Origin of the sequence: Chroococcidiopsis thermalis PCC 7203 (assembly GCF_000317125.1) — a bacterium.
Classification (GTDB): Bacteria; Cyanobacteriota; Cyanobacteriia; order Cyanobacteriales; family Chroococcidiopsidaceae; genus Chroococcidiopsis; species Chroococcidiopsis thermalis.
In genome coordinates this window covers 3,621,037-3,640,920 of the sequence record NC_019695.1, presented here as the reverse complement: position 1 = coordinate 3,640,920, position 19,884 = coordinate 3,621,037, and the positions used below count along the sequence as shown (strand labels likewise).

The following is a 19,884-nucleotide window of genomic DNA, read 5'->3' as shown; positions in this document are numbered from 1 at the left end:
AGATAGAATCAATATTGAATTATACATATTAAATTAACACTTACAATATAAAAATAAGTACTATTGCACTTACAGTTGGGATACTCATACTGACATTAATACTGTAGCACTTCTATTTCAACGAGATTTCTAATATCTACTCAATGGAACTGATTAGTAGGTATTAGTACCACCTATGGTTGATTTAGTCTATGCAGATTGATATTCTTGGAGTATGAAAGCGTTTAGGTAGGGAAGATGTCATCTACCAAGTTATTTCTTGAGTTGTTCTAAGAGCCTCATTCAGAAAATTGGTAGACGCAATTACCTGATTTATGTCTAACAGAGCAATTAAAAAAACACGTAATTTTGAATGTAAACCGCCAAAAATAGACTGACAGAAAGACTCTTTTTAAGTCGCAGAAACCCGTTAACAACCCTTGATTTTCTAAAGTTATTGCTCGATTATTGAAAGTAACGATTAGGCAAGCAAAAGCTGAATCGCACTACTCTAGAAAATGGTGAGGAACACAACAAATGGCTAACATCACAATCTCTGAACTGCGTCCTGCTGGCTTCGATCTATTCCAGGACTCCGAAAGCTTTCTCAACGATCTAACCGATACAGATTCTATGTCTGTGCTGGGCGGTTCAGAGAACGGTTTTAACGATTCGCAATACGCTTATCATGCAATTGTAGACATCGCTGTCATCCACCATCTATCGTTTATCGCAGAGCTAGTAGGAAGCCTAGCAAGTAACGTTGGCGGCGGTGGTGGCAACGGCGGCGGTAAATAGAATGGATTCATGAGTTGAGTCCCAATAGTTACTAGCTAGTCACCGACTAAGTTCCTGTTATCGGTTCATTCATTCTTCACGCTGAAATCACTATTCTGCATCCCTATGGGATGGCTGACCGATAACAGTTTTTTGTTGCTACTTTAAGCATCGCATTAAGGGTTAGATGAATGTAACGACTAGGCAAGCAAAAGCTGAATCACATCACTCTAGAAAAATGAGAGGAATATAACAAATGGCTAACATCACAATCTCTGAACTGCGTCCTGCTGGCTTCGATCTATTCCAAGATTCCGAAAGCTTTCTGAATGACCTAACCGATACAGATTCTATGTCTGTGCTGGGTGGTTCAGAGAAAGGTTATAACGATTCGCAATATGCTTATCATGCAATTGTAGACATCGCTGTCATCCACCATCTATCGTTTATCGCAGAGCTGGTAGGAAACCTAGCAAGTAACGTTGGCGGCGGTAACGGCGGGGGTAAATAGAATGGATTCATGAGTTGAGTTCCAATAGTTACTAGCTAGTCACCGACTAAATTCCTGTTATCGGTTCATTCATCCTTCACGCTGAAATCACTATTCTGCATTCCTGTGGGATGGCTAACCGATAACAGTTTTTTTGTCGCTACTCTTAAGCATCGCGTTGGAGTTCAGAAGCGGTAACTTGAAGACTTGCCGGACATAATTATAGGAATTAGGTCTGAAAAAGCAGTTGAAAAAATTTGATTTTCTGGTGTTCATCCCGAAAAATTGTAATTGAGAGTTTTGGAAAAAACACTAATGGCTAGGATTAAAATTTCCGATCTGCAACCTGCTGAATCTGAAAGTTTCTTCACTGAGCTAACCGATGCAGACTTGGCTATACGAAGTGGTTCAGCTAATGAATTAAATCAGTTACTTTCGGCTGTGCTGATTGTATATGCTATTAGTCAAATCGTGTCCCTAGTGCAGAGTTTTTCTTCTACCAACCAAAATAGCGGCACTCCATTGAATAATATTCTAAGTAATATTCAAGGAAACAATGAATTATGACATTTTTATTAAGCTCTCAAAATGTTTTTGACTATTTGATTAGGCAGGGACTCTGTACTCAAGAAGATCGATCTTCGAGTAAGATTGAGAGAAAAACTGCCAAAAATTTTAATTTGTTACTCACTCTGCCAAGGGGTCGCCAACTTTTAGTCAAGCAAGAACTGCACGACAGAGAAGGGAAAACTGCTAGAGAGTTTCTAAGAGAATGGCGAGTTCAAGAGTTTTTACAACGATTCCCAGAACATAGCTATCTGCGCACTTGGCTTCCAGAGATACTCCATTTTGATGAGAGACATTCAATCATTGTTTTTAATTACCTCACAGACTATCGAGATCTCATAGATTTTTATACTAAAGAGAATATATTCCCAACTACGATCGCAACTTCAATCGGAACCCTTCTGGCTAACATTCATCGCGTGACTCTAGACCGTCAAGACTATCAAGAATTCTTCTCTCAAAAGTCAGAGGATGAATCCATTAACCAGGCTCCTCATCTCATTCGTGTCTTAGACCGGATCGGTCCTGAAGTTTTTGGTCTAGTTCCCGCAGATGGGTTGAGATTCTTTGCACTCTATCAGCGCTACGATAGCTTAGGGCAGGCGATTAAAGAGCTTAGCGCTGCTTTAGAGCCTTGTTGTCTAATACACAACGATCTCAAGCTAAACAATATCCTACTATCCAACAGTTGGGAGCAAGCTATCTCGACATGCTCCCCCCTTGATTCCCTTGAAGTCCGAGCGGTTAGAGAGGATGGCATTATTCGTTTAATTGATTGGGAGCGCTCCACTTGGGGAGATCCTGCTTTCGACTTAGGAATGCTCATCTCTAGCTATCTACTAATCTGGCTATCTAGCTTAGTTACTAGTAAAGCGATCGCGATCGAAGAGTCTTTACGCCTTGCCATGACTCCCCTTGAGGAACTGCAACATTCGATTGCTGCTCTGACTAGCGCTTATTTGAGTCACTTTCCAGAAATTTTAGAGCGTCGTCCTGATTTTTTGCAGCGCGTCGTGCAATTTGCTGGTATGTGCTTGATTAATGCCATTCAGGCAAGACTCCAGCACCAAAAATTCTTTGGCAATCCAGGTATTTGCATACTCCAGGTTGCCAAGTCTTTGCTGTGTCGTCCAGAACAATCAATGCTGACTGTTTTTGGCTTACCAGCGTCGGAATTTCTTCGCTTTAGCTATTCTTCCGTTTGAGTATTTTAGTTGTAGGCAGACTGTTATGCAATTGCTGGATTCGGCGCAAAATCAACTATCGGACTTTGAGACCGATAAACTACTGGCTGCTCTTCATGACATTGTCCGCAAAATTCAAATTGAGTCTACATTCTGTATTCGTCATCTAGATTACCAAGCTTGGCAACTTCCGGCTGATAGATTACCGCGTTTTCAACAACTACCCTTAGAGCTTCAGACTAAGTACTTAAGCCAGCAGCTGTGCGGTTTTCTCTACAGCATCTATTACAACGGTTCTCTCAAATCTGCCTTGGCTCTAGACGCAGATTCAGTTGGTTTAGAACTGCACCAGAATCTAGAGAATAATACGTTTCTGGGAGTGGACTTGGAATTTTATCAGCGATTGCACTCTAGCAACAGCGGTAAAGGCTACTTTGACCCTGGTTGGCAAGTGCTAAGAGAGGAGAGTGATGGCAGCCTAGCAGTGAAAAAGACCGACTTGACCCTGCATATCGAACGCGATCGCCATTTACAACCAGTGGAGCAATCTGCAACCGTTGGAGACTCGGTGGCAATCCTAATGCCTCGCAACCTGGTGCAAAATGGATTCTACATGGCGGTAGGCGATGCAGGTCCGACCAGACTCGGCAATATAGTACGCATCTACTTCAATCTCAGTTCCGAAGGTGCGGTTGTAGTTATGGGCAACCTCACGCGGCAGCTGAATGACATTAATATTCCTTTCAGCTTCAAGGTGCTATACAATCCCCCAGACTACAAGCGCTATGATTCAGGGGTACTCTACTTTGATAAAAGTAACTATGAAGATGTACAACCACTATTGCAGGCTGTTTATGTAGAACACCAATCGCATTTTCAATCAGAAGTGCCATTGTTTACCAAGCTTTTAGCACCCGGACTCGCTCTTGCAGAAGAACCAAACCGCAAATTTTCTGCCCAAGAAAGCTTTGGTCTGAACCGTTGTAAAATCGTTGCCAATGGCTTACTCGAAGCTTGGCAACAACAGGACAGTTCGACCGAAGGTCGGATGGCATCTATCAGCAAACACTTTTCATTGCAAGAAATTGATTTGCAGCGTCCTTACCTTAATCCTAAATCTGAGGACATTTACACTCCATTAGACTGGCGTTACATAGTCATCAAATAATTTTTCTAGGTTGAGTTTAGTTCCAAAAATCAAAAGTTTCTCTTCATAAACTAGCTTCTCTTGCTCAGATATTAGCCTGCCACTTAGGGGGCTTTTTCTAGCTTCAAACACTCTGTACTAATAACGAATACGGGCATTTAGAGTAGATTTAGCAATAACGGTAAATCGAGGATTTTTAGAAAGCACTACATAACTTTACCATATGTCTCCTAAATCTAGGGTTCTCGGCTTTTTACCTAATTCAAATATTGGCAGCTAACTTTCCGATCGGTAGAGGGTAATAATGAATACAAAAGTTTGGTTAATTCAACCTCAACCATGCTTACCAAACATCAATTTAATCGAACTTTCTAAGCAATCCTTTGGTAACGCTTTTCTCAAGGCTGCTCAAGTTTTATGCCAACAGCTCGAACAGATTGAATTAATTCTAGGAACCACTAAAGACTTTACAAAAAAGCTTTTTAACTTGGCTATTTTAGGTTTATTTTCCAAAATGCACCGCATTTACTATTCTTACATTTTACTCAAAATCCACCAAGACGAAATAGGAAGTCAGTTCTTACTCGAACATTTAGTTGAAACTGCTGTTACGCTCACATACCTGCTTGAAGGAGCAGGCGAATATGTTGTTTCTGAGTATATTTCTGCTTCGTTGTACCAGGCTCAGTCTTTATTAGTTGACGTGAAAAAGCAATTACAGAAAGTTCCTAATCATCCAGATTTATTAATTTTAAAAGATGAACTTGAGGCTTTCATTGCTCAACAGCAAGAACATGATGCTGAACCTGAGTTTCCTACTGATTCAGAAGCATACTTGTGGGGACCCCAAGAAGCAGATACTACCTTTAAGCGTGGAGCAATTGTTGGATTGAATTTTCTCACTAATCCAGCTCGACAAATAGCTTTAAAGATTGTACCAGCAAGCTGGCTAGATCTTCAATTCAATTATTTGAATTCCTTTACCACAAGCTCTCGTACTAAAGTCAATCCCGATCCCAACTTCACATGCGTGCGCGATGCTACCCATTTATGCTTGCACGCTACTCAAAGTTTCCTTGAGGAAGCGATCGAGCACCAGAATATCAATTACCCTGGCATAAAACATCAGCAAGAGATCCTTAATCTGCTGTATGAGTGGTTCCACAATGCTCACCATGTCTATCAACTGCACTAGCGGGCAATAATTCAGGAGAAAAACGACTGCGATCCACGTTTTCAATCTCGATCTTCTGTTTATAACTCAGTGAGGCAGCAGAACCAGCCAAGCTTTCTCAGGGTAGAAACAAGAGACTAAAGCTTTGCCTCAGCTTAGTATTAATGCAAGAGCTTGTGATATTTGGTTTATAGCCGATCGCTAATTAAACCATTGGAAACTTGGGACTCGAAATTAGCGGCTAGGTTTTCTGGGTCAAGATACTTAACAATTTCAACTTGCTCGATTTGTTGCTTTAGCCATGTAGTAAATAGATCTGCAAGGATTTTTAAGCGTAGCGTATCATCCAATTGTGGTTGCACGATCTCCTCAACCAAGATTAGATGCGTTCCCTTAGAAGTAACAATTGGTTTGAGCATCTGGGGCGGAGTAGCTGCAAAAACCGCAGCAGAAATTTCTGGTTTAAGCTCGCTGCGGCGTAGCATCCCCCGATATCCCCCAGCACGGCGTAGCTCTTTATCCTGGATATACTGACGAGCTACCTCACAGAAACCGATCTCGCCTTCTTGAAGAGCATAAAATAATTCCAGAGCCAAGTCGCGATCGTCCAAGACAACTTCATACATCACCACTCCGCCATAATTTAACTGTTGCTCAAAAAAAACCGATTCGACTTTATCTGCAAACAGATGTCGAGCTAATTTCTCTGAGATGATAGTAGTGTAAATCAATTGCTCAAACTCATTTAGGGACAAACTCTGTTTGTGCAGCCACGACCAGGTATCGTCAGCGCGTATGAGATTGTTGCTTAACCGAAAATTATCTGCTCCCTGCTGCAGTTCTGCCAGTTCCACTGTAATGCCTGCTTCTTTTGCAGCATTAGCAATAATTTGGCGAGACACTATAGCTTCAATAATGGAGGGAATTTGGCACAAAAGTTTGATCTGCTCGATAATATCGTCACGGGAAACAGCGATCGCTTCTAACATGATAAAACTCACTTGAAAATGGGTGAAGGGATGGCGAGAGGCGAGAGGTTTTCATCATTTGCCGATCTAGAGTTCCAAGCCGCCTGCTTGCAACCTCTTAAACGGATCTAAAATGAAGTCAATGACGCGACGCTGCCGGATAACCACCTCTGCTGTCGCTGTCTGACCTGGTTTTATGGCAATACGCTTGCCGGCAGTTTGGATGTAGGGCTGTTGCGGCGCGATTTCCAGCTCAAAGCTTTCTATCCTACCCTGGTTTGTTTCCTGAGTCTTGGAGTCTGGTGAAATCCAACTCACGCGACCTTCCACCACTCCATAGTCTTGGAAGGGATAGGCATCAAATTTGATCTTGACCGGCAACCCCAAACGTAGAAAACCGCTTTCTGGACTAGCCATTTGTGCCCTAACTACAAGAGAAGTCCCTTGTGGCGCAATCTGAGCGATTGTGTCACCAGGTTGTACTACGGCTCCAGCACGTTGGATGGGCAACTGAAAAATTGTGCCGTCAATTGGTGCGCGTAGCACGCGTTGCTGCAACTGAAATAACAGAGACTCAATCTGTTGTCTGGATTGAGCGATTTCCGCTTGCAGGTCTGTGATTTGGGCTTGGACTTCTTTGATACTTCTCTCACTCTCCATGACTGCCAGTTCACCTTCGCGAAGAGTGCTTTCATAAGTACTTTGCTGTTTTTTGAGTTCGTTTTGAGCTTGTTGGATGTCTGACTTAGCTTTTATAAGACGCTGTTGGTTGTCAATCATCGTGCGTTCTGCTTCGTCTAGCTGTAGCCCCGAAATTACACCGCTCTGCCGCAGCTGTCGGAAGCGTTGCACCGTGCTTCGATCCTTTGCTAACAGCTGCTTTGCCGAATCAATCTCTGTTTTATGAAAGTCTATCTGTTGCTGACTTTGGTGAATTTGTGCCTGTTGCCCTGCTGCTTGGGCTTTGCTCTGCTGTCGCTGCGTCAGGGCAGTCATCTTCAGTTGGTTTTTTATCAGTTCCACTTGTGGGAGGCGATCTAGCTGACCTTCTAACTTTGCTCTAGCTTGTTGGAGCTGGGCAAGCATTTCCTCTGATTCCAATGCCAATAATGTTTGACCAGCCTTGACAAATTGACCTTCCTTTACCTCAATCTCAGCAACTGCTCCAGTAACAGGTGCATCAAGCCTTACGGTTTTGCCCTTGGGTTCAAGCCGCCCTCTGGCGCTACCTGTCTCATCGACCTTGGCAAGCATTGACCAGGGTAAGATGATGCCTGCAAAAAACACCAACAGATACAGCAAGCCCCGCGTCCAAACCCGTGGCAAAGTATCGAGCAGCTCTTGGGTGTCGTAAGACCAGTCTCGATCGCTCTGTGTTGCTATCGTTGGCTGAGAAGGTGGCGTTTTACCGTTGTTGATATAGCCCTGTTCGCCTGCGTTCTGGTTGGATAGAATGTGTGAATTATGTGTATATGACATAGTTGTGAAGAAATTTTTATCAAATAGTGGTTCCAGCTAGTTGTTGCTGGTTCAGGTAGAAGTAGTGACCGCGCTTTGCCATCAATTCTTCGTGGGTACCACTTTCGACCAATACCCCTCGATCGAGCACCAGAATTAGGTCAGCCCTGCGGATGGTGGAGAGGCGATGAGCGATCGTTAGCGTTGTCCGATTTTTGAGAATTGCGTTCAAGTTAGTCTGAATAATCCGCTCTGATTCAGCATCGAGGTGGCTGGTTGCTTCATCTAAAATCAACAAGCGGGGATTACCTAGTAGGGCGCGAGCGATCGCTAGGCGCTGGCGTTGTCCGCCAGAAAGCAATCCTCCAGCCTCACCAATTTGAGTTTCATAACCCATTGGCAGTTGCTGAATAAACTGATCTGCACCAGCTTGCTGCGCCGCCAACCTAATTTCTTCTAAGGTAGCTTCTGGGTGACCAATGCTAATATTTTCCCGAATGGTACTACCAAAAAGAAAGGTATCCTGATCGACAACGCCAATTTGAGAACGGAGCGATCGCAGGGATAGGCTGGTCACATCATAGCCGTCAATCAGAATCTTTCCTTCTGTGGGGGGATAGAGACCCAAAATCAACTTGGCGATTGTTGTTTTCCCAGATCCACTGCGCCCCACAAGTGCTATCATTTGCCCTGGTTGCGCCTCGAAGCTAACGTTTTCTAAGGTGTTAACATCGCTTTCTGGGTGGTAACGGAAAGTGACTTGGTTAAAGCAAATGTGACCCCGAATCGGTGGCAGGGATTGACGATCTTGTTTCTGTAAGTCTTCTTCTGGTTCAGCTTCAAGCACATCATTAATGCGCTCAACTGAAATGATGACTTCCTGTAACTGATTCCAGAGGACAATTAGCCGCTGAAAGGGTCTAATAACATTGCCCAATAGCATATTAAAAGCAACTAACTGCCCAATAGTCAGTTGATTTTGAATGACCTGCCACGCCCCAAACCACAGTAGTGCCGCACTTGCTGTAGCTTCAATGGTTGCACTGAAGATTTGGAGGCTGTTGGCGATAACTTGTCCAGAAAAGTTAGTTTTAATGAACTTACTCAGGAGTCCTTCCCAATGCCAGCGAACCGTATGCTCCAGCGCCATCGATCTAACAGTACGAACGCCTGTGAGCGCTTGGATCAGATAACTACTTTCAGCGGCAATGGCACTAAAGATCTCTCTTGAGATGCGTTGCAAGAAGGGCGTTGCAATCAGCGCTAGTAAAAAAAATGGTGGCACAACTACCAACACTAGCAGCGCCATTTTCCAGCTATACCAAAACATCAGCCCCACGTAGACAAAGACTGTCAGCAAATCGAGAAAGATTGACAGTGCTTCACCCGTTAAGAAGCGCTGAATTTTATGGTTTTCCTGGATGCGAGCAATAATGTCTCCTACATAGCGCGACTCAAAGAAGCTGAGTGGCAGGCGGAAAGTATGTCTAATAAAACCTACAATCAGCGCTAAATCGACTCTATTAGCCGTATGATCCAGCAGGTATTGCCGCAGTCCGGTCATAGCGACTCGAAACAGACTAAAGATGAGCAAACCTAACCCTACAGCATTTAAAGTCAGAGTACTGCGCTGTACGACCACTCGATCCAATAATAACTGGGTGAACAGCGGCATGAGCAGCCCCAAAAGCTGGATCAGAATGGAGGCAATTAACACCTCCAGTAGTATCAGCCAGTGAGGTTTTACTAACTCAAAGAACTGCCAAAAGGGTTGACGGGTCTCTTCAGCGTCTTTAAGTAGAACGGTGGGCTGTAGTAACAACGCATAGCCAGTCCAACTCGCTTTGAATTGTCTATGGCTGAGGCTTCGTTGACCGATAGCAGGGTCGATAATGACGACGCGATCGCGCGTCACTTCGTAGACCACAACGTAGTGCTTTCCTTCCCAATGAACAATAGCAGGTAAGTTTGCTGAAGCAAGTTTGTCGAGGCTAGCTTTTACAGGTCGGGTAGCAAATCCAATACTTTCTGCGGCAGCTGCAATACCTCGTAGCGTTGCCCCATTACGGTCAACATTGGCTATGTCCCGTAAGCGATTTATACTTAAGTGCTTGCCCCAGTAGCGACCAACCATCACCAGACAGGCTGCGCCGCAGTCCGATGCACTTTGCTGTGCAATGAATGGATAGCGTTTAGTGACGCGCTGCCACAAATGACCTATTTTTACGGTCGGATTTGGGAAATAGGCTTTACTGATTATTTTCTTTTGTCGATTTCTTGGCTCAACAGTAAACTCTGGAAATTTTGGCTCCTCCCTTGTTAAGGGAGACTGGGAGGAGCGGATTTGGGATTTTGCATCAGAAATTGAAATTTCTCCCCCGAATTCCCCAACTTCCTCAGCTTCCTGCTCCCATGATTCCACTACATCGGCTAGTTGTGGCAAATATTGCAGTGCCATCTCCCAACGAGAACGACTTAAAGTATACAGTTGGGTTGGTTGAGTTATCTGCCAAGCTCGTTGTTGAAGTAATTGGGAAAGTTGATAAATTTTTCCAATACTTAGCTTTCGGTCTGATGAATGTATAATTTCCCCTTGACGCAGTAGCACCAGCTGCCGCTCTTTAAAAAGGGAGGTTGGAAGTTTGCCTGCTTCCAGATCGTGCCGCTCCATTAGTGACAGCGTTTTCATTAACCCTTCAACAGGTAGAGCGCGAAAGATTTTACTGTTACGACATATCAGCAGTAGATCCCAAAGTACTGCTTGGTGATAAAGATGCTCCAGTATGGCGGGATATTTGCGAGCTAAAGCGTGCAACAACTCACTAGGTAGATGGCAAAGCTTTAAATTGACAGAAGCTCTAGCTGAGTAGGGTTGAAAGTACTCTGGAAACAAAGTTTGCTCGCCGAACGACACCCCTGCCCCAAAAGAAGTAATTAAGTTATCAGTGCTATCGAGTAATCTGACTTTTCCCGTCAGAACTATGTAGATGCCAGGGGTTGTGTCTGCTGTCTGCCAAAATAGTTTGCCAGCAGTTGGCTCCAAAATTTGAATTTGCTCGAAGCATTTCGAGAGTTCCTGCTCTGTAAGAGCCTGACCTAGAGATTGGGCGAGGTATTGACCTAGCTGTTGCTTGGAAAGTGGGAATGACTGTTGAATCATAGCTTCCTAGAAACTCAATGGTATAAATAGCTACCAAATTTGATGAAATTGGATGACCACAGGAAACTAGACGGTGAGGAAGATGGCAGATCGCCAATGTTAATACCGTAATTCTTGCTGCCATGAGTTACTGTTTCTGTGCCCGAGCGTCTAGGTCGAGTAGAAAGCCCCAGTTTTTTTAGCAAACGGTTAATGTGGCGATCGCTCACTGCGATCCCAAATTCTTTCGTTAAATGCTTACTTAACCATCCAGCTGTCCAACAGCGAAATGAATATCCATATTCACGAGGGCTACTACTCACCAATTCTTTCAGACGATCGAGATATTGCTCGTTCACTGTGGTGGGTCGCCCAATTACATTCTCATTCCAGTTGTCAGCCTTTCCTGCTTGTGTCATAGCAATCCAGTACCGTGCTGTTTCTTTGGAACACCCCAATGCTGCACAAATTTGTGCCTGAGAGTAACCCATATCTGCCAGTAACATAATTTCGATCCGACGGCGGTATTCTGAGCGCAAATCCATTTGCAGGCTTTCTAGCAGATGTTTTCGCTGCACTGTTGTTAAGAACTTGCTTTCTTCTGTATAGAACCTATCTAAGGTGCTATACGTTCTCAAACGATTAGTAGACATATTAGTTAGACCCGAGCTTAATTTCTAGACAAAATTTAGCTTTAGCATTTGTGAGTGCAAATGACTAAACCTAAACGCTGAGGTGTAATTGTTGTTTAAAAACGTTGCTTCCACGAACTCTCCATTGAAACACGTTGATTAAGACTCATCTTAATCAAAGGAGCAGACTAGAAGAATGAATGTAGGGCGTGCCTGCAAACTACAAAATTATTAATTTTGCTCTTGTGAAATATTTATCATTGCCGACCTTCCTTTTACGTAGGATTTCGGTCTCTGTATAATCACTTGACAAAATTAACTTCGCATACAGCCTCTATGGTTGCAGCCAAACCGTTCTCCTACAAAGTATCAGGATTTTTCATCCGCCTGCTTTTAGAGACATTAACGTTGATAATTACATCGCGATTGATAAAAAAAACAAATGATTGATTGATAGTAGATCGATACACCCTAACTTATCAAAAAAAATGAAAGATTGATAAAAATCCAAGGTTTATAGCACCATAGGTTGCTTTTTATAGATCTGTATAGCAATCCTATTTAATTTACAAATGTAGAACAGCCTTTTAGCCTGTGGCAGGTAGGGCATCTACCTTACACATCATTTAGGACTGTTATATCAATTGAAGTTTGTTCCTTTTTTTAATTATGTAACAAATTGTAATCAATCGTCGTCGCCCTACTGTTCAATTAAATTTACTGAACGATAGAGAAGGAAGTCTGTTAACGTAAGTAGATGAGAAGTTGCATGTGGATTTTATCGCCTTATATTAAATTAGTTTGTAATAGTACAATACTGACTATTATTATTAAACCATATCTATCTAAAGTATGAAACTGATTTGTAGTAGATGTGGTTATAAATATAAGTGATTTTAATCTGCAAACACAAGCATTTAGACATCGATCTTAACTTATTAAAGCATCAGAATAGCGCTCGGAGTTTTCAAAGATTTGCAGACAAAAATAACTGAGTTTTGTCAAAAAAAATAGATAAAAATTTTGTTAAATTTATAGACATAAATAAGTTTATTGCGGCAAAAAAAAGATTTAAAAGACATGATTTTTCTATTTTATTTCTACTCAAATTTGGTAAAATAAGTTGCAAGTAAAAGAGTGAGTGTTTCTTAATCACTCCTATATAGAGAATTTTTAACTAGCTTCAATTTTAAGAGTTCAAAACTTATATTTCATTGCCGATCGCCTAGTACTTGCAGATTGTGTTCTGCTGTATTCAGCGAAATTGAAGCTAGGCAAGTCCTACAAGCGGTCATTTCCTGCCGATCCCAAAAGGATTAACTAGTCATAAGCCAAGGCATAGTTAACAAAAAAGTTTGTAAATAACTCTAATAAAAACATGAACCTATCATCCATGCCACTCAAAAATCAAATAAAAGCATTTGTAGATAGTAAGGGAATAACCCGCTATCAATTTTGCAAAGCTACTGGTCTAAGCCAGAACACTGTATATCGGCTATATAAAGACCCTAATTATATTCCTGGTTCAGAAGCTTTGCTCAAGATCTGCGAGGCTTACAGCATCCAACCTGGAGTTTTGATTAAATATCTTCCTAAGGAGGACGACAGCAACCAAGAAGCTATATGATGGGGGCAGTTCTTTCAGATCGTAATCGTCTCTCAGTTTTGAGTAAATTGTGCTTTGGTCTAGTTAGCAAGCAGTAGCGAACAAAAGATAATGCTGCTGTTAGTTTTATAACTCCTATAATTGGTGAGTTTTTCTTTAGCAGATACTGCATGACCAAATCTCGTATTTAAATAACGATACTTGACTGTCTACTATCTTTTTTAGAAGACTTGTATAGAAAATTTCTACCAAGGAAAAATTCTTTTTTTTTACAAAAGGTAACTCTCCAGCTTGATAGATATTCAAAATTAGCAATGCTTAAAAAACCGAGCTTTCAAACATTGCTCTAAAATATTTAGATGCTGGACAGAAGACTTGATAACAAAGACTTTCTCAGGAGTTACTCGATAACTGAGTTGATAGCGAAAATAAATTCATAACTCCCTAACCTACCTCAAACTACTTTCAATAATTTGAACTCTCATAAACATTCTTAAGCTTCGCTTTTAGGTGCTATTAGCGAACGACATAGCTGAGTCAAAATCTCCTATTTTTTTCTGAACAAGTAGTTGAAGCTAAGTTTTCTTGGCTTCAAAACTTACCCAAAAATTTTAGAGCAGTGAGAGTTTTTAACTCAAAACCTTTCTTTCAGGTAAAAATTTACTGCCTAATCTTAGAGACGATAGTGAAGCATTAACTCAATAGTAAGTTAAGCTACCCGATAAGTTTCCTACCCATTAACTTTAAACCATCTTCTTTTTTACACTGAAATAAATTCACATTTGGTAATAATATACCAATCACCCACTTAAGCTATTGGTATTGTTAATCTAGCAGTATTCTCGCTCTATAGCTTTAAGGATTCTTCCCTGCTCTCAATCCTTGAAATCAATTCGAGGAGTCTTTTTGGTACGGGGCGATTGACTTGCGATCGTTATCGTCGATCCCCCCAATAACTCAAATTTTATTAGTAATGAGCAACAATCCTGCTGCCAATAGATAATTCTGCTATAACTTGTTACCCAAAATTTGATGCAATTGAGCCAGAAGTTTTAACAATTGCCTTTGTTGCTTGGGAGTGCAGATACCTTGGCAATTGCTAGCGAGCGACTCCCGCACCTGCCGGGAAATAGTTTCTATTTGAGTTAATGTATCTATCTGGATGTCAAGTGCTTCTTGGAAGGGAGGCTCCTCGATATCTTGCTGACCTGATTGAGTAGAAATACTATTAGGTGCAAGACTGACTTGCTCGCCAGTTGATTGTTCTAATTGGGTTGCATGAATCAACGGCACGATTTGAACTATGCCTAACTCTGTTTCCAGCCTTAATGGCTCAGCAGCCCCAGTTTCGCTCGCAGGGCTCCAGGTCTGATTTTCAGTTGTATTAGCTTTTGTGTTGCGATCTTCACAGATTGCGCCATATGCCTCTAAGTCAGCCTCAAAATTGGTTTGAAAGCAACCGCTCTGATGATTGAATAAGTTTCTGCCTATTTGGTTTGGTGATTCGAGCTGCTGCAACTGGCGAATTTGGTTCTGAATTTGGCGCACGGATAAGTTTTGTTCCAACACCTGCCGCAGCAGAAGAGAACGTCGTTCGTCATCTTTAAGCCGAGAGAGAGCGAGCGCTTTGGTGTAATTAAGTGCTTGAGTTTGAATCGCCGCTTGCAAATCCAAAGGCAAATTGAGTAAAGGCAAGCGACATGTAACAAATGACTCCCAGCTCATCTTCCCCAGGGAACTAAACACGTCAATCACAATTGCAGTTGTAGTTGAGTCCAAAACGTTTTGGGCTGTTTGTCCTTTAGCCTCCTTTGCCATGCGCACGAGCAGCGAAACTATTGCCTCGCACCCCATCTGTAAACGGAGAGCTAGCAGGCGCACGATGCCGCGTGTCTCTTCGATGGCATCAAGGTTTTCACGTTGGAGGTTTTCGACTAAGGTTAGAGTAGCTGCTTCGAGATCGCCCAGTTCCCGTATGACTACAGGTACTGCATCCAACCCTGCTAGCATAGCGGCACGAAATCGCCGTTCCCCTGCAACTAGTTCGTATTTTACAGTTGCACTGGAAATCGGTCTGACGAGTAATGGATGCAGAATACCGTGTTGCAGAATTGATGAAGCGAGGTGATTTAAGGCTTCAAACTCAAAGTGATGCCGTGGTTGCTCCAGGTGGCTGAGCTGAATTTGTGCGATCGGCACTAGCTTGAATCGATTGGCTTCACCCTCTGCCATAACTACTTAAACCAACGAGCGAGACACAGGTTAAGTTAGATGAGTCTCAACTACTAGAAACTTGCTAGCTAGGTCGCTCAGAAATGCTTTGTTTCTTGGGCGATTACGCATTTCTAGCAGTTCTCCAAACATGACGATTTTTTAGCAGTTTGTTGATAAAAGAATCTTCCTGGATGTTTTTTTGAAGAATCTATTGATGTTAGAAGTATAACCCTAAATTTAGGTTGTTCCAACAACAATCGAATACTGCTGAAGAAAGATTTATCACATCCTACTTCCAGAGGAGCCAACAAACTTAGTATTACTAACAAACTCAGTATTCAACACGTTTTCTATTTTTAGTTTCAGACCGTCCGCTATAAAGCTTTAGGTAAAGGTTTAGAAGTCTCAGCCAAGCTGTCTGTCTAGTTATAGAGTTACTAATATACAGCCCTAGTGTGAAGCACTGGCACGGCACGAAGCTCGAATTCTCAACCGCGCACTAATATCGGGCAACGAGGGCTTTTTGTGTAGAAGCCCTCCTCGCATTGAGCTTCACCAAAAGTTGGCTCGAACCCACTCGTTAAAAAACTTGACACGAGTAGGAAAGTAAAATTTAATAATTGTTGAGTGCGATTAAAACTGTGAAAGCATCTGATGACGACCAGTGAAGCTGTTTAGGTTAGGCTCCCCAATTAGTAAAGCTCGCTTGCTTAGTTGTAAAGTTTCTTGCACGTATCCCGCACCAACAGTCATCGGCGGTAACTGATGCTGTTCTAGTATTGCTTGGATACGGTGAAAAGCTTCTGGCAAGCGATTGAATGGAATACTTGGAAAAGCATGATGGATGGAATGATAATTCAACCCCCCCATCAGCCATGCAACCAAGGGAATGGTCTGAAGGTTACGGCAGGCGTAAAGTTGGGTCAATTGGTGTCCGCTTGCTTTACCCCACTGTCCGTAGTGTTCTAAATGATCTCTTGCCTGACTCATCATGCCAACGACACGTTCGAGAACCAGCCAAAACAGCACGTATTCCAAAACTTTATTGTGCCAAATCGCAAATATGATACAAGTACTTTGCACTATAAGAATGCCAATGCCATCTAGCAGTAACATCCAAGGTAGAGAAGGCTTGTGCTGCCTCAATCGAAACGCATTCGCGCTCGTTTTGGCAATTAGCCCCACCCCAGCTAATCCGAATAGATCGATAACTAATTGATGGCGTATATACCACTGCATCCAAGGACTTGTTTGCTGGTACTCACTCAATGTCCATTGCACGCGCTCTGGGTCATCTAGATTAATTCCATTCCAAGCATGATGTAGTCGATGTAATTGAGCATAGGTTCCATGAGGCCACATCATAAAATAAGAGATCGAACGCGGTACTAGCTCGTCGAACCACGTCCAACCAGTCAGCGTATGATGCACTGCATCATGGGTGCAAATCAGCCAAAAAGTATAAAATATTCCCATCAGCATCGTATAGCCAAAGAACAGGATGCTGTGGTGGGACGACCAAGCAAGGGTAGCAAGGCTTAAGACCACCAACCCCAAGCTGATAAAACGCCATAATCCTAGCCAAGGATTGACTGTTTCAAGATCGGCAATCGTAGGTCGTAGATTTTGAGGAAGATTGTGAGAAAGCGCGTTATTGTTTTTCATATTCCACCTCTACTAATATAGAGATGAATTCAGGCGTTCTTAAAATTCATGCAGCCTGATATTGTTGATACTTTAACGATAGCGCCACCAGAGGCTAGACAGTTTTCTTTTTCAAGATCGGGCGACATAATTTAAAGAATCTCCGATGAGGTAATAATTTCGCCGCAATTAGAAATAGCCCTTTAGACTGTTATCAATCGAGGCGAGTAGCAGGGAGAGTTAAATAAAGTCACCAAATCCGGACAGGAAATCGTTAGTGCAAGTCGCTGGACTCTAATGCGCGATGCCACGCTGATTGTGAAGTAAACATTTCCCCCAATCAACAGGATCGGTTTACTTGACGATCGCTTGCCACAAGTAGTGTTTAGATTTACAACTCACTCTTAAAGTCTTGCCTAACGTAGGATAAGCTGAAATTGGTCGCAAATGTGCAGCCAGTTACTGTTTTGTTGACTTTGCTGCAGTTGATTTTGATAAATTTTGCGGTAATCAACCGCTATGAGAATCCTACTAGTTGAGGATGATGAACTGGTTGCCAAAGCTTTAGCTCAATTCCTTACCGATCGGCACTATGCTATCGATATCGCTACAGATGGTGAGGTAGGTTGGGAACTATTAGCAGCATATACGTACGACTTAATTCTACTAGATGTCATGTTGCCCAAGCTAGATGGCATTACCCTTTGTCGGCAGTTGCGACGCATTGGCGATCGCACCCCGATTATCTTAGTGACTGCTAAAGACAATGGCACTAGTAAAGTTATTGGTTTGGACGCAGGGGCAGATGATTATGTGACTAAGCCTGTTGACTTAGCAGAATTATCGGCTCGGATACGCGCTCTACTGCGACGAGGGGATTTTGCCGTACCTCCCGTATTGGAATGGGGCGACCTACGCCTCGATCCGAGTATATGTAAAGTCAGCTACAGCAACCAGCCGATCGATTTGACTCCAAAAGAGTATGTACTACTAGAGCTTTTCCTCCGCAATCGCCATCGCGTTTTTAGTTGTGGAGTAATCCTCGATCGCTTATGGTCTTATGATGAAGAAACTCCAGGTGAGGATACGGTGAGATCTCACATCAAGGGGTTAAGGATGAAGCTGCGAGCGGCGGGAGTGCTAGACGATCCAATTGAGACAGTCTACGGCATTGGCTACCGCCTCAAATCGGTAGAACAGACAAAAACCAAGGAAAAAGCCAAAGTTGGGAAGAAAGCAGCTCGTCTTTCACCCCAACAAGAACAGCAGACGCTTACAGGGGTGGCAAGAGTTTGGGAACGAGTTAAAGAAAAGTTTATTGGGCGAGTCGTAACAATCGAGCAAGCGATCGCTTTACTGCCACAGCGATCGCTGGACGAGCAATTGCGTTCCTCAGCAGAGCAGGAGGCGCACAAGCTAGCAGGTTCGCTGGGAATGTACGGCTTTGCCTTGGGTTCTCGCCTCGCTCGGCAAATCGAAAACTTGCTGCAAGCTGGGGACTTGGTAACTCCAGAGCGATCGCGGCAACTGTCCGAACTCGTTGCGGCACTGCATCGAGAATTGCAACGCCCAACCGTTCAGAATCCAGAACTGCTATCGCAAGATGAATCTCCTTGGCTATTGATCGTAGAGCCAGACCGCTCATTGTCTGAAGGCTTAGTCATGGAGGCGGCTAGTCGGGGAATGCGCGGCGAAATCGCGACAGACCCAGTTGCCATTGAGGAACAGCTCAAAGCGCGATCGCGTCCTGATGCGGTGCTGCTGGACTTCTCGGCTGATACGGCTCAAGCAGGCGTAAAATTGCTAACAGAGCTGAATGCTTATACCCCACCTGTGCCAGCACTAATTCTCACAGACCGAGATAGCTTGCTCGATCGCGTTACAGTTGCTCGTTTGGGTGGACGCGGGTTTTTACACAAGTTTCTACCTCCAGCGCGAGTCCTCGATGCCGTGACGCAAATGTTGCAGCGCTGCCGTACTGCCGCAACGAGAATTATTGCTGTGGACGATGACCCGCAGGTATTGCAAGCCCTACACGTTTTACTAGAACCTTGGGGCATCAAAGTCTCGACCGTCAACAATCCCTTGCAGTTCTGGGACACTTTAGAAGCTGTAGCACCGGATCTACTCATTCTTGATGTAGAAATGCCGCAAATTAGTGGGATTGAGCTTTGCCAAGTTGCACGCAACGATCCGCGTTGGAGTGGACTACCAATTCTATTTCTGACCGCGCACGCGGATGCTGAAACGATGCAGCGCGTATTTGCTGCAGGTGCCGACGATTATGTTAGTAAACCAATAGTCGGACCGGAACTGGTCAGCCGCATCCTCAATCGGCTAGAGCGATCGCGCCTATTGCAGAATCTCGCTCAAACCGATGCTCTGACTAAAGTTGCCAATCGCCGCCAGTCAACCCAAGAGTTATCCCAACTGCTGCGCTTAGCCCAGTTGCACGACCGACCGCTATGCTTCGCTATTCTAGATTTAGATCGTCTCAAGCAGATCAACGACCGATACGGTCATGCAGTCGCAGATGAAGTGTTGTCCCGCTTGGGAGAGCAGCTGCGACGCACCTTTCAAAGTGAAGATGTTGTAGGTCGATGGGGTGGGGCAGAGTTCGTTGTTGGGATGTATGGGATGACGGCAAGCGATGGAGTGCGGCGGCTGCTTGAAGTCCTGCTTAACTTGCGTCGGCAGGATTTTACTCCCGATCGCGGACAATTGACCGCGACTTTTAGTGCTGGTGTCGTCCAGTATCCCCAAGACGGTTCCGACTTGCAAGCGTTATATCGAGCTGCGGGTATTGTATTACAGCAAGCTAAAGTCGCGGGAGGCGATCGCGTACTCAGCGGTTAGTTAAATATCTAGTTTACCCGTTGGGGCAAGCTAGGGGAGTAGGGGAAGT

At 43.5% G+C, this 19,884-nt stretch carries 14 protein-coding genes; 8 read left to right on the top strand and 6 right to left on the bottom strand.

Annotation, left to right across the window (positions count from 1 at the left end; all coding sequences use genetic code 11):
- Positions 1-516: 516 nt before the first annotated feature.
- The 6 genes from CHRO_RS15970 (at position 517) to CHRO_RS15945 (ending at position 5,339) form a co-directional block, all read left to right on the top strand.
- Positions 517-777 (top strand): hypothetical protein, encoded by a 261-nt coding sequence (locus CHRO_RS15970; protein ID WP_015155267.1) that lies wholly within the window; start codon positions 517-519, stop codon positions 775-777.
- Between the two features lie 235 nt (positions 778-1,012).
- Complete coding sequence (locus tag CHRO_RS15965; protein ID WP_015155266.1) at positions 1,013-1,267, top strand: hypothetical protein; 255 nt, start codon at positions 1,013-1,015, stop codon at positions 1,265-1,267.
- 294 nt (positions 1,268-1,561) lie between these two features.
- Entirely contained in the window at positions 1,562-1,813 is a 252-nt protein-coding gene (locus CHRO_RS15960; protein WP_015155265.1) for a hypothetical protein, read from the top strand.
- Positions 1,810-3,018, top strand: coding sequence for a phosphotransferase family protein (locus CHRO_RS15955; protein ID WP_015155264.1), 1,209 nt, complete (start codon positions 1,810-1,812; stop codon positions 3,016-3,018). The genes CHRO_RS15960 and CHRO_RS15955 overlap by 4 nt, the downstream gene beginning before the upstream one ends.
- A gap of 25 nt (positions 3,019-3,043) precedes the next feature.
- The gene (locus CHRO_RS15950; RefSeq protein WP_015155263.1) at positions 3,044-4,165 is read left to right on the top strand and encodes a T3SS effector HopA1 family protein; all 1,122 of its coding nucleotides are present in this window, start codon (positions 3,044-3,046) and stop codon (positions 4,163-4,165) included.
- A 283-nt stretch (positions 4,166-4,448) separates the two neighbouring features.
- Positions 4,449-5,339 carry a hypothetical protein gene (locus CHRO_RS15945; RefSeq protein WP_015155262.1) on the top strand — a complete coding sequence of 297 codons (891 nt, stop codon included), beginning with the start codon at positions 4,449-4,451 and terminating at the stop codon, positions 5,337-5,339.
- Between the two features lie 167 nt (positions 5,340-5,506).
- Here the strand turns inward: CHRO_RS15945 and CHRO_RS15940 are convergent, their stop codons facing one another.
- The 4 genes from CHRO_RS15940 to CHRO_RS15925 form a co-directional block, all read right to left on the bottom strand.
- Positions 5,507-6,307 (bottom strand): peptidylprolyl isomerase, encoded by an 801-nt coding sequence (locus CHRO_RS15940; RefSeq protein WP_015155261.1) that lies wholly within the window; start codon positions 6,305-6,307, stop codon positions 5,507-5,509.
- Positions 6,308-6,373: 66 nt separating this feature from the next.
- Positions 6,374-7,765: an HlyD family secretion protein gene (locus CHRO_RS15935; RefSeq protein ID WP_015155260.1), complete on the bottom strand. Its 1,392-nt coding sequence runs from the start codon at positions 7,763-7,765 to the stop codon at positions 6,374-6,376.
- Between the two features lie 19 nt (positions 7,766-7,784).
- Complete coding sequence (locus tag CHRO_RS15930; RefSeq protein ID WP_015155259.1) at positions 7,785-10,904, bottom strand: peptidase domain-containing ABC transporter; 3,120 nt, start codon at positions 10,902-10,904, stop codon at positions 7,785-7,787.
- Positions 10,905-10,918: 14 nt separating this feature from the next.
- A complete protein-coding gene (locus tag CHRO_RS15925) occupies positions 10,919-11,536 on the bottom strand; it encodes a helix-turn-helix domain-containing protein (RefSeq protein ID WP_015155258.1) in 618 nt (205 codons plus the stop codon).
- Between the two features lie 1,357 nt (positions 11,537-12,893).
- Here CHRO_RS15925 and CHRO_RS15920 point away from each other — a divergent pair.
- Complete coding sequence (locus tag CHRO_RS15920) at positions 12,894-13,142, top strand: helix-turn-helix domain-containing protein (RefSeq protein WP_015155257.1); 249 nt, start codon at positions 12,894-12,896, stop codon at positions 13,140-13,142.
- 987 nt (positions 13,143-14,129) lie between these two features.
- On the opposite strand, the gene CHRO_RS29710 is transcribed toward CHRO_RS15920, so the two are convergent.
- Both CHRO_RS29710 and CHRO_RS15910 read right to left on the bottom strand, forming a co-directional pair.
- Positions 14,130-15,353, bottom strand: coding sequence for a ParB/RepB/Spo0J family partition protein (locus tag CHRO_RS29710; RefSeq protein WP_015155256.1), 1,224 nt, complete (start codon positions 15,351-15,353; stop codon positions 14,130-14,132).
- Between the two features lie 615 nt (positions 15,354-15,968).
- Positions 15,969-17,000, bottom strand: coding sequence for a fatty acid desaturase family protein (locus CHRO_RS15910; RefSeq protein ID WP_015155255.1), 1,032 nt, complete (start codon positions 16,998-17,000; stop codon positions 15,969-15,971).
- 498 nt (positions 17,001-17,498) lie between these two features.
- On the opposite strand from CHRO_RS15910, the gene CHRO_RS15905 reads away from it, so the two are divergent.
- Positions 17,499-19,835, top strand: a complete 2,337-nt coding sequence (locus CHRO_RS15905; protein WP_015155254.1) for a response regulator — start codon at positions 17,499-17,501, stop codon at positions 19,833-19,835.
- Positions 19,836-19,884 lie beyond the last annotated feature (49 nt).

What these genes read in the sequence shown, in the direction of transcription:
- CHRO_RS15950 (WP_015155263.1), top strand. Translation starts at nt 3,044, where the DNA reads ATGCAATTGCTGGATTCGGCGCAAAATCAACTATCGGACTTTGAGACC.
- CHRO_RS15965 (WP_015155266.1), top strand. Translation starts at nt 1,013, where the DNA reads ATGGCTAACATCACAATCTCTGAACTGCGTCCTGCTGGCTTCGATCTA.
- CHRO_RS15935 (WP_015155260.1), bottom strand. Translation starts at nt 7,765, where the DNA reads ATGTCATATACACATAATTCACACATTCTATCCAACCAGAACGCAGGC.
- CHRO_RS15955 (WP_015155264.1), top strand. Translation starts at nt 1,810, where the DNA reads ATGACATTTTTATTAAGCTCTCAAAATGTTTTTGACTATTTGATTAGG.
- CHRO_RS15905 (WP_015155254.1), top strand. Translation starts at nt 17,499, where the DNA reads ATGAGAATCCTACTAGTTGAGGATGATGAACTGGTTGCCAAAGCTTTA.
- CHRO_RS15920 (WP_015155257.1), top strand. Translation starts at nt 12,894, where the DNA reads ATGAACCTATCATCCATGCCACTCAAAAATCAAATAAAAGCATTTGTA.
- CHRO_RS15925 (WP_015155258.1), bottom strand. Translation starts at nt 11,536, where the DNA reads ATGTCTACTAATCGTTTGAGAACGTATAGCACCTTAGATAGGTTCTAT.
- CHRO_RS15960 (WP_015155265.1), top strand. Translation starts at nt 1,562, where the DNA reads ATGGCTAGGATTAAAATTTCCGATCTGCAACCTGCTGAATCTGAAAGT.
- CHRO_RS15910 (WP_015155255.1), bottom strand. Translation starts at nt 17,000, where the DNA reads ATGAAAAACAATAACGCGCTTTCTCACAATCTTCCTCAAAATCTACGA.
- CHRO_RS15930 (WP_015155259.1), bottom strand. Translation starts at nt 10,904, where the DNA reads ATGATTCAACAGTCATTCCCACTTTCCAAGCAACAGCTAGGTCAATAC.
- CHRO_RS15940 (WP_015155261.1), bottom strand. Translation starts at nt 6,307, where the DNA reads ATGTTAGAAGCGATCGCTGTTTCCCGTGACGATATTATCGAGCAGATC.
- CHRO_RS15945 (WP_015155262.1), top strand. Translation starts at nt 4,449, where the DNA reads ATGAATACAAAAGTTTGGTTAATTCAACCTCAACCATGCTTACCAAAC.
- CHRO_RS15970 (WP_015155267.1), top strand. Translation starts at nt 517, where the DNA reads ATGGCTAACATCACAATCTCTGAACTGCGTCCTGCTGGCTTCGATCTA.
- CHRO_RS29710 (WP_015155256.1), bottom strand. Translation starts at nt 15,353, where the DNA reads ATGGCAGAGGGTGAAGCCAATCGATTCAAGCTAGTGCCGATCGCACAA.